Source organism: Micromonospora echinofusca, assembly GCF_017614955.1.
Classification (GTDB): domain Bacteria; phylum Actinomycetota; class Actinomycetes; order Mycobacteriales; family Micromonosporaceae; genus Micromonospora; species Micromonospora echinofusca_A.
The window spans coordinates 1-9,907 of record NZ_WVUH01000273.1 but is presented as its reverse complement, the minus strand read 5'-3'; the positions used below and the strand labels follow the sequence as shown (position 1 = coordinate 9,907).

The following is a 9,907-nucleotide window of genomic DNA, read 5'->3' as shown; positions in this document are numbered from 1 at the left end:
CCTGGGAAGCCTTCACCGGCAAGGTCCGTCACCTGCAACTCGGCACCACCCGCACCACCAGCGACTGGCAGACCGCCTTCGAGAACGCCGGCACAGCCCTCCGCCACCTACGCGACACAGGAAAACTCACCCGCGGGCTACGCGCCGTGACCGCAGAGCACGTGATCTTCCACTGGAACCGGATCGGGATACCCCCCACAACCCAGGCCACCCTCGCCCAAGCAGCCGCAGAAGCCATCTTCGGCCGTGCCCCCATGCCGCCAGGCGAGCTGTGGCCGCGCCCGGTCGAACCCATACCACCATCAGCGGTACCGCCAACAGCGGTCGATGCGCCCCGTCGCGCGACGCCCGCTCTGATCAATCCGCAACGCCGCTAGACAAGCACGTCCATGGCCACTGTGAGTGGCTAGTGTCGGCTTGCCGTATGTCGACCACCGCCACCAGATCAGGTCGACAGTCTTCAGACGGGTGGGCCAGCTCATGATCGACCGCCAACAACTCCAGGATGCGAGACAGGACCTCGGCCGCAAGCTGGCCACCTGGCGCAAGGCGCGGCACCTCATTCAGGACGACCTCGCACGGCAGGTACGCAGCAGTCGCAGCACCGTCGCCATGGTCGAACGCGGCCGTCAGATCGTGGATCGGGTCTTCTGGCTGCAGTGCGAGTCGCTCCTCAGCGCCCAAGGTGAGCTGATCACCGCCTACGACGCCTACCGGCAGATGGAGGCCAGACACAGCGTGGAAAAGGCCGAGGCCGCACGCCGGGCGCGCTGGGGAGTGATGGCCGACAGGGTGCTCGGGGCCGGCGAGCCCGAAGTCGAGATGGTGACCGGCGTACTACCCGAGGACGATCCGATGGGAGATGATCACCCCGCCGGGACGGCCAGCGTCGACGAGCAGGGGAAGAGTTCCGACGTCATCGTCGACATGCGGCGGCGGAGCCTGTTGGCGTCGATCGCCGCAGTCGCCGCCGGTTCGGGGCTGCTGGGCCTGACACCGAGTACCGCGAGCCGGCGTATCGGTGCCGGCGACATCGCCCGCATCGAGGCCGTCACCGCGTTGTACCGGTCGGTGGACTACGAAATCGGCGGCGGGGCGCTATGTGCCGAGGTCGGCCGCTTCGCGGAGGCCACCTCTGTCCTGCTCGCCCGGGCCGACACAGGTCGCTGGACCACGAACCTCGCCACGGCTGCCGCCGCCGCCCGACAGTTGGCCGGTTGGACCGCGTTCGACGCCGGCCGACACAGCGACGCCGGCCGTCACTGGCTCGCCGCCGAACGCACCGCCGTCAGCGTCGGCGACCAGCAACTCGCCGCCCGGATCCGCTACTGCCAGGCCCGCCAGTTCCAGCACCTGCGCCACAACCACGACGCCCTCACCACGATCCGCCTCGCCCACGACGACCTCGGACCCGAGGCCACGCCCGCCCTGCTGGCCATGCTGCGCGGGGCCGAGGCCGCCTCGCTGGCCGCGCTCGGCGAGCACGCCGCCGCAGCCACCGCGCTACAACAGGCCAGCAGCCACTTCGAGGACATCGACCCCGCCCACGAACCGGACTGGATGCGCTTCTACGACCGCGGTGAACTGCTCGCCCAGTACGGTCGTGTGCACCGCGACCTCGCCCGCCACGACCGCCGCCACGCAAGCTCAGCAGTGGAGTGGACGCAGGCCGCGATCAGTGCGTTCGGCCCGCAGAACGTACGCAGTACTGTCCTCAACAGGATCGGGTTGTGCAGCGCGCTTGCGTTGGCCGGCGAACCGGACCAGGCCGTCACCGTCGGCACCGCCGTCATCCAGATGGGACAGCGGCTTTCCTCTCGACGAGTCCGCGACCGCGTGCGCAACCTCAGCAGAGACATTCCCCAGGACACCCGTCACAGCGGTCTCGCCGACCTCTGGCACACCGTCACCTGTACCTTCCCGGCACCCGCATGACCGGCAACAGCACGAACAGCCAGGTAACCGGCGGCCGGTTCAGTGAAGCTCCGATGCGGCAGGCCGCACGGCAGATAGCGGCACGACTCGGCGTGGACGGCGAACAGGCGCAGCTGCTCCGGCTGACCAACAACGCCGTGTTCGCCCTGCCCGATGCCGGCATCGTCATCCGGATCACCCGCTCCCACCGGCTACGCGACCGGGTCGCCAAGGTGACCGCCCTCGGCCGCTGGTTCGCCCAGAACGACGCACCCACCATCCGACTCGCCCCCGGTTACGAACAGCCGATCCAGGTCGACGGGCTGCACGCCACCATCTGGACCTATTTGCCGCCCCGACCACCACCACCGGACGTCACCGACCTCGGCAGGGTTCTCCGCCTCTTCCACCAGCTCACCCCTTCCGACCTGCCACTGCCGGTGTGGGATCCGGTGGGCGACGCCCGCGCCCGACTCACCGACGCCGAAGCTCTCCCCGACCCCGACCGGCGGTTCCTACTCGACTGGTGCGATCGACTCGAACCCCGCATCGCCGCGCTCAACCAGCAGGCACCACCCCGACTGGTCCACGGTGACGCACACGTGGGCAACCTGCTCCGCCGCCACGACGGCCGTGTCGTACTGTGCGACTTCGACGCCACCTGCCTCGGCCCTTGGCAGGTCGACCTCACCGCCGTACCGGTCGGCGAGGCCCGCTTCCGCCGCCCCGGCGCCCACACCCGCCTTGCCGCCGCCTACGGGTACGACGTCACCACCGACCCGGCCTGGCCGATCCTGCGGGAAACCCGCGAACTGAAGATGATCGCCGCCGCCGTCCCGCTCCTCGCCTCAGGACCCAACGTCGCACACGAGTTCACGCTCCGACTCCGGTCCATCCAACAACGCGACGACACCGCGCGCTGGACCCCGTTCGCCGACCTGTAGCCCACCGCTGACAGCGGCCAGACGGCTACCGCACCGAGTTGACGCACACCAGATACGAGGCCTGGCGGATCCATCCTCGGCTGGCCACGCGGGCGACGTCGGCGGAGGGTCGACGGTCACGGTCTGGCAGGAGAGTGGCCTGCCGTCTGCTGCACGGTCGAAAGGCGCGGTGTCCGGCGTGCATCGGCGGTCATGCCGACGGGGGCGGCTACCGGTTACCAGGGCTGGAGGACGAGCGGTGCGGATCGAGTTGGTCACCGGCGACATCACGGACGAGCGGGTGGACGCCATCGTCAACGCGGCGAACTCGTCGCTGCTGGGCGGTGGTGGAGTCGACGGGGCGATCCACCGCAAGGGCGGCCCGGCGATTCTGGAGGAATGCCGTGCTCTTCGGGCCAGCCGGTACGGGCGGGGCCTGCCGGTCGGGCAGGCCGTGGCGACCACCGCCGGGCGGCTACCGGCCCGATGGGTGATCCACACCGTCGGGCCGGTCTTCAGCCCTGACATCGACCGCGCCCCGCTGCTGCGCGACTGCTACACCAGGTCCCTGAGGCTCGCCGCTGACCTGGGCGTACGGTCGATCGCCTTTCCGCTGATCTCCTCCGGCGTGTACCGCTGGCCGAAGGACGACGCCGTCTTCCAGGCGTTGACCGCCCTGCACGCCGAGCCGACCACCATGGACGTGATCCGCCTCGTGTACTTCGACGAGCAGACCCGCCACACCGCCGAACACGTCTACCAAACCTTCAACCACGGTCAGTGACACCCAACGGCGTATGCGAACCTTTAAGGCGGCAGATGCAGTGTGCGCGCTGACCAGCAGCTCCGTTGCCTGCGGTGTCACCGTCCGTGTAGTGGCCCCACCATGGCAATATCGGGGTGATGAGGCAGATATCGAGCCGATGGCGTTGGCCGTGGGTGGCCGGTCTTGGAGTAGCTCTCGGGGTCGCGACGGCGATCTTCTTCCGGCATCGCTTTCCAAAACTCATCACCACAGAGGACATCGCCATTACCGCAGCCGGCATCACGCTCATGACTGCGCTGCTGGCGTTCGCGTCAGCGAAAGCATCACAATCGGCCGCGTCAGAGTCGCGCAGAGCGCTGCAGCTTCACTACCAGCCTGGAAGGATTCGTATTGAGTTCACAGCACGTGATCCAGAGAACCCGTTGGTGCCTGCCTCCTCTCCGGCACCTTTGCGCATTTCGCTGGTCTTTTGGCCCGGGATTCAGTCGGCATACGAGATGATATGGGTGGACGACTATGGCCGGGCGCATGCGCCCACCCACGTGACGCCTCCAATGCAAGGAGAGGTCAACTGGGACGCGGGCTGGTTCCTCCTCGCCGACGTATCTGCGGCGGAGGGACCGGGACCGAATAATCCCCGCCTTCCCCTCGGCCTGCAGATGCTTCAGATCGAATGCCGAGACGACCAACTGGGTACAAAGTGGCGCGCATTCAAGAGTTGGCCTGCCGGCTCGGAACCCGGCGTCTGTGTGCTCAGCTTCGAGCCTGTGGACAGCTGAAGCTTTCATGAGCCAACCTTTGGTGACCGGCGCCGAGCGAATGTCGTCAGCGGCAGAACAGTCCGGCCGACCTTGAGGTTCAGACTAGTTAGAGCGCCGAACATCTGGGCACCCACTTCCGGAGATCCCTCAGCTTTATGGCATGATGATGCAGTGCCGAGCAACCGCGCCGAGTTTCCCGTCAAAGTGCGCAGGATCATCGCGGAACGCGCCGGATACCTGTGCTCCAAGCCAGACTGCCGCAAGCCAACGTTCGGCCCTGGGCCCGGTCCGCGGGACGCTGCGTGTATCGGAGTGGCGGCACACATTTACTCGGCAGCTCCAGGCGGACCACGCGGCACCGGACACCTGGCATCGGAGCGTCGGGCGGACGTAGCTAACGGGATCTGGCTCTGTCAAGATCATGCGCGGATGGTCGATACGAATAACGGCGACGCCTTTCCGGCGAAACTACTCATCCAATGGCGTTCGATCCATGAATCATTTCTTCATCAAGAGATGCGCGGAATTGCGCCGCCTCCGGTTGGGCTAATTACCGAGGTCGCCGTCCGTGGTGGCCCCGGCGATCTTGCGAGTCGGAAGTTGTCGTTGTCGATGCTGAATCTCGTGCAAGGCGCCAACGAAACAGGCAAGAGCATGCTGCTGGATCTCTTGGCTAGTCCTGACGCACCCCACTATCTATCTGGCCGTCGCTGGATCGATGGCCTGAGCGCGGAAATCCGGTGGTTCGACCCGAATCCACGTACCCTTCACCTCGAGGCTCCTGCGGGCCAAATGCGACTCATCTCCGAAGATCGATCTACACCAGTAGTCTCGGCACCGTATCGCGCTATTGTCGTAAGGGGCAGTCAGACCTCCTTGCGTAGTCATCGCGACTTGGCTAGAGAGTTGGGCCTTTCTGAGCAGCTGTTTATTGAGGTCCTAGCGCAAGTGCCCCAACGTGTTCGCGGCCTAGTGATCGAAGTCACTCAGCAGGATTCTGTGCCAATCGTGCGCTTAGATGGATTGCCCGGACCGCTCAGATGCGACGAGAGTGCGAGCTTCGGGCGAATGTGGATCGTATTCCTTGAGTGTGCGATTGCACTCGCGCAAATGTGCAGTGATCGCGAGTCCACTCTCCTGCTCATCGACGAGCCTGAGGCGTATCTGCATCCTCAAATTGTCTACCGGTTGTTCCACTTGCTCGGCGAGCGAACATCAAGGTTTCAGACTCTTGTCGTTAGCCACGCTGCCCTACCGGCCGATGTTCGGCGAGGTTGGTCAGAGTTTGAATTCAAGCGGCGGCCGGGCATCTCAGAATCGTCGTCGCTACACTCTCAGTTCAGTGATCGGGCGCGCTGAACTCGGCATGAGCGTGCAGCGGCTGGCGGGCCAGCCCGACGACGTAATCGAGATCCCACTGACGGTTCCGTGCGGATCTCGTTGGAACCCGTATTAGTGCGGGCGTCCGGCAAGCATTAAGGTCAGCGATGTTGCCGTCGTCACGACCGGGTGACTTGGCGTCTGGCGCCTGCGGTTTGGGACACGTCCCGCACGTGCTATTGCGGTTTGTCGACCTGGACGAAGGTTGTTGCGGCGGCGACGCCTTCGGCGACTGCGTGGGGTAGCGGGACGTTGTGAGCGAGTCGTGCGGCGAGGGTGCCGAGGAAGGCGTCGCCGGCCCCGCTGGTGTTGGTGGCCTTGACGTGTGGTGCGGGGGCGAGTGCGGTGTGGTCGGCATTGCTGTAGGCGGCGCCGCGAGCGCCGGCGGTCACTATCGCCGCTCGTGGGCCCAGCTTGCGGAGTTCCTGTGCTGCGACCGACGGATCGGCATGGTGGCGGCCCAGTATCGCTGCCGCTTCGGCCTCGTTCGAGACGAACAGGTCGAGTGGGGCCAGCGCGGTCAGCCCGAGCGAGGGATGTGGCACGAGGTTGCCGATGAGCGTCTCGGCGTGGTGATGCCGGAAGACGGCGTCAACGGCATCGGGCTGGAGATCGAGCTGGGTTACCACGATCGGAGCTCGTAGCTGCTGAAGTGCGTTGCGCACATGCTCGCTGGCGAGCTCAGTCTCTGTGGCGTGTGCGAGGACGATGTAGTTCTCGCCGTCGGGGGTGACCTCGATGATCGCGGTACCGGTCGGAGCCGAGGGCATGAGTTGGAAGAAGGACACGTCGATGGCCGCGTTGGTGAGGGCTCGGCTCAGGAAGGCGCCCCATTCGTCGTCGCCGACGTTGCTGATCAGGCTGGCGCGGACGCCAGCCTGTCGTGCGGCCATGGCCTGGTTGAGGCTCTTGCCGCCCGGTGTGGTCGTCGTGGGTGACGAGGCGAACGTCGTCCGGCCGGCGACGGGCCGTTGGGGGATCCGCACGGTGATGTCGATGTTGGCGCGGCCGACGAAGGCGACATGCGGCGTACGGACCTGATCGGGCGGTTGGTTACTCATCCGCTGGTGGCCAGCTGATCGAGGAGCTGTCGCACTTCCGGCTGGCCGGAGAAGGTTTCGAGTCGCCGGGCCAGGGCGGTGACGTTTCGGCGAACCCGAACCGAGCCCGTCGTGGTAGCCGTGGTCAACGCTTCAGCCGCGACGGTGGCGGCCTGGCCTGGTTCCGAAGCCGCCAGGTAGGCGTGCGCCGTGCGGGAGAGGTACACGCCCCGTTCGCGTCGGTAGCGGTCGGGCCACGTGTTGACGGCGTTGGTGAAGCTGTCGATGGCCCGACGCGGTTGGTTGAGGCGGAGCCATCCCTCGCCCTCCTGCGCCGCAAGGTACGGCCGGGTGCAGAACGAACCGAGGGCGCTGCTCTCCCAGGTCGGCGGCCTGGCGGTCGCCACGAGTGTGTGGGCACGCTCGACCGCGGCCTGGAAAGCGGAGGCGTCCTGCGCGATGGCACTGCCGTGCGCCTGCTGGATGGCGGCGAAGGCGTGCACGAGCGGGGGCGTGTCGGGCAGGCGGGAAGCGGCACGGGCCAGCCCGACGACACAGTCCTCGTCCCCGGTTCCCACCATCCGCTGTGCCTTACGGGTCAGGACGTACGCCCAGAACTCCTGATCGTCGGCTTCCTGCGCCATGCTTCCCGCGCGGTCCAGCCAGCGGTCGCCTGCGGCCCGGTCGCCGAGATCGTCGCTGAGCCAACCCGCGAACTCGCTCCACCGTGCCTCGGTGCTGAGAAGCCGGTTACGAAGCTGTCCACGTGTCTGCCGACGCAGGGCGGCGATCAGCGCGATCTGCTGTTCGACGGTCGACAGGATGGTGAGACCACCCAGCCGGTCGTCCGCTTGTACGAGGAGCGCGCGAAGCTCCGCGAAGTGATCGACAACGGCAGGGTCGACGGACCGTGGGTGAGAAACGCCTGTGGTGGTGACAACCGGCACGGCGGTGAGGCCAGCGGCCAGTTCCAGCAGAGCCCTCCGGCTTACCCGCAATGACATCGCCTGCCCATCGGACATGACCGCAAGCGTAACCGCGTCACCATCGCGCAAGTCCGTCTCACCGGCCACCGCGACATCGGCGACCCGCGCGAGTGGTGCCGTCAGGCCGTTCGGACCACTGGACGTCAGATCCGTGGCGGCGAGGTCGCGCAACGACTCCCGTGCCGCGACCGTCACCGGGACACCGTGAGTGCCAGCCGGTAGTGAGTAGTCCTCGACTTCGCCCCACCGCACGCGTTGTGCCGCTTCGACTTTCTCCTGATCAAGCTGCTGCTTCAGGCGCCGATAGTCGTCGTAGCCGGCCAGCAACTCTCCACCAGCGGCCAGGGCCGCTTCACAGCGCTGCCAGAAGATCCGGTCCGGGCACTGCTGCCCGCGCTCCACGCCCGCGATCGTGGTCCGGGAAACCGGCACGCGCCTCGCCAAGGCCAACTGGGTCAGCCCACGCGCGTTGCGCCAGGCGGCAAGCCTTGCACCCAGTGCCCGCTTCGCATCGTCTACCCGTTGCGGATCGATCATGACGCCCGTCCCTTCACAACCCCGTGCGGACACGACGGCTGTATTGACGCAAAGCGACGTTACCGTAACCGATCTCCGCCAGAACCAGCCAGCGCCTCAACAGCCCCGGCGCCGGCGTCCTTGTCCGCGCCGAGCAACGTCTATCGGCGGGCGACCCGAGACCCGACTCCGGACCTTCGATTGATGTGCGCGGTGTGTGCTCGAGAGCGGATGCCACCGTGGGTCAACCGGAGCCACCGGATGCCATGGCGGGTCAACGGGCCGGGTCGCTGCCGGGGTCCGTGTGCTCGGGGTGTGGTCGTCGGTCGGCCCTGACCAGGGCGACGACGTGGGTGAACGTGGGCCACTCCCTGCCACCCCGGGTGAACCAGCAGGCCGCTAGACTGGGCACTCGCGCCCTCGTAGCTCAGGGGATAGAGCATCGGTTTCCTAAACCGTGTGTCGCAGGTTCGAATCCTGCCGGGGGCACCAGGTCAGAACCCGGATCAACGATCACCCATCCGCGCTCCGGGGCCTGCGTGCCCACTGCGTGCCATCGCTTCGCCGCCCTTGGCCGGCTCGCGTCCTGTGCTCAGCGACCCTGCATCTCGCCCGTCGACCACACGGGTGTAGTGCCGAGCAGTGACGCTGACGTTGGCCTTTCCGAGCCGACGAGCCGCGACCAGGACGCCACGGGAGTCAGCGACCCAGTTCGTGTGAGTGGCCCACGGGTAATGAGGCGTCACGTCGCCCCGGTCGGCTGACTCCACCCGCCACCAGGAACCAGCGGCGGAAGCCGTGGTGACTCTGCTGGTGCTCGTGGTGTGAGCCTGTCGTCGAGGGAGGACTCAGGCAGAGCCACCAGGCGTTGCCGACGCAGTTCCACCACGAAAGCCGGGACGGCCAGTTCCCGCAACGGGTGGTCGGTCGTGACCATCCGACGAGGAGATCCTGATACCGCAGTTGTTGCCGTCAACCTGATGCTCTCGCTCTTCAGAGTACGGGACGTTCAGGCCAACCAAGCGGCAGTCGATATCGGCTGTGGCCCGAGCCCGGGAGAGGGCTCGGGCCACGGTCGTTGTGGTCGGCGCGTTCGCGCCGTGGTTAGGAGTGGACCAGCTCGCGGGCCGGGGTTGCGTAGTCGTCGGACCACTCGGGTTCGGCCGAGGCCGCCGGAACGGATACCAGGCCGTAGGCGAATGCCTGGTAGACCGCGTTGGCTTCGGCGGAGCTGGGGTACGGGTTGGTGCAGCCGTACCCGGCACTGCCGCCGGACATGAGAATTGCGCAGTTGCCGTTGTAGTTGTCCCGGAGGCTGAGCGTGTGGCCCATCTCGTGGGTCACCACGCGAAGCGGGGAGTAGCCCTGGTTGATCTGGAGCCGGTCCAGGTAGATGGTGCCGTAGCCGAGGCCGATCGTGGCGCGCGAGCCGCCGCCGCTGACCACGTAGATGTTGATGTTCCCGCCGCCGGAGCTGCGAACCAGCCGGATGTTGGGGACTCGGCTGTTCCAGATCTGCGCGGCCTGGTCGGCGTGGCTGCTGTACTCGCCACCACCGGCGTAGGTGATGGTTCGCTGCGCGACACCCACCTGGGGGGCGGGGGCGGCGCTGGCCGCGTTC

The 9,907-nt window shown here is 66.8% G+C and carries 8 protein-coding genes, 1 tRNA gene and 1 pseudogene; 7 read left to right on the top strand and 3 right to left on the bottom strand.

Annotated elements, in window-relative coordinates:
* The 6 genes and pseudogenes from GSF22_RS24965 to GSF22_RS24940 all read left to right on the top strand — a co-directional run.
* Positions 1-377, top strand: a pseudogene (locus tag GSF22_RS24965) (lantibiotic dehydratase C-terminal domain-containing protein); the annotation flags it as partial.
* A 91-nt stretch (positions 378-468) separates the two neighbouring features.
* Positions 469-1,935, top strand: coding sequence for a helix-turn-helix domain-containing protein (locus GSF22_RS24960; protein ID WP_208816172.1), 1,467 nt, complete (start codon positions 469-471; stop codon positions 1,933-1,935).
* 53 nt (positions 1,936-1,988) lie between these two features.
* Positions 1,989-2,858 carry an aminoglycoside phosphotransferase family protein gene (locus GSF22_RS24955; RefSeq protein ID WP_244454065.1) on the top strand — a complete coding sequence of 290 codons (870 nt, stop codon included), beginning with the start codon at positions 1,989-1,991 and terminating at the stop codon, positions 2,856-2,858.
* A gap of 238 nt (positions 2,859-3,096) precedes the next feature.
* Positions 3,097-3,621 carry an O-acetyl-ADP-ribose deacetylase gene (locus tag GSF22_RS24950; RefSeq protein WP_208816170.1) on the top strand — a complete coding sequence of 175 codons (525 nt, stop codon included), beginning with the start codon at positions 3,097-3,099 and terminating at the stop codon, positions 3,619-3,621.
* Positions 3,622-3,740: 119 nt separating this feature from the next.
* Complete coding sequence (locus GSF22_RS24945; protein ID WP_208816169.1) at positions 3,741-4,382, top strand: hypothetical protein; 642 nt, start codon at positions 3,741-3,743, stop codon at positions 4,380-4,382.
* 411 nt (positions 4,383-4,793) lie between these two features.
* On the top strand, positions 4,794-5,723 hold the full coding sequence (locus GSF22_RS24940) for an AAA family ATPase (RefSeq protein WP_208816168.1): 930 nt from the start codon (positions 4,794-4,796) through the stop codon (positions 5,721-5,723).
* 197 nt (positions 5,724-5,920) lie between these two features.
* Here GSF22_RS24940 and GSF22_RS24935 read toward each other — a convergent pair whose 3' ends face one another.
* Both GSF22_RS24935 and GSF22_RS35065 read right to left on the bottom strand, forming a co-directional pair.
* Positions 5,921-6,805, bottom strand: coding sequence for a PfkB family carbohydrate kinase (locus GSF22_RS24935; protein ID WP_208816167.1), 885 nt, complete (start codon positions 6,803-6,805; stop codon positions 5,921-5,923).
* Positions 6,802-8,307, bottom strand: a complete 1,506-nt coding sequence (locus GSF22_RS35065; protein WP_244454064.1) for a helix-turn-helix transcriptional regulator — start codon at positions 8,305-8,307, stop codon at positions 6,802-6,804. Before GSF22_RS35065 ends, GSF22_RS24935 begins: the two co-directional genes overlap by 4 nt.
* A 395-nt stretch (positions 8,308-8,702) precedes the next feature.
* Here GSF22_RS35065 and GSF22_RS24925 point away from each other — a divergent pair.
* Positions 8,703-8,778, top strand: a tRNA-Arg gene (locus GSF22_RS24925).
* Positions 8,779-9,390: 612 nt separating this feature from the next.
* On the opposite strand, the gene GSF22_RS24920 is transcribed toward GSF22_RS24925, so the two are convergent.
* A partial coding sequence (locus GSF22_RS24920; protein WP_208816166.1) for a snapalysin family zinc-dependent metalloprotease occupies positions 9,391-9,907 on the bottom strand: 517 nt, incomplete at its 5' end.

Excerpts from the sequence above, each read along its gene's own strand:
- GSF22_RS24945 (WP_208816169.1), top strand. The coding sequence starts at position 3,741 with ATGAGGCAGATATCGAGCCGATGGCGTTGGCCGTGGGTGGCCGGTCTT.
- GSF22_RS24955 (WP_244454065.1), top strand. The coding sequence starts at position 1,989 with ATGCGGCAGGCCGCACGGCAGATAGCGGCACGACTCGGCGTGGACGGC.
- GSF22_RS35065 (WP_244454064.1), bottom strand. The coding sequence starts at position 8,307 with ATGATCGATCCGCAACGGGTAGACGATGCGAAGCGGGCACTGGGTGCA.
- GSF22_RS24935 (WP_208816167.1), bottom strand. The coding sequence starts at position 6,805 with ATGAGTAACCAACCGCCCGATCAGGTCCGTACGCCGCATGTCGCCTTC.
- GSF22_RS24940 (WP_208816168.1), top strand. The coding sequence starts at position 4,794 with ATGGTCGATACGAATAACGGCGACGCCTTTCCGGCGAAACTACTCATC.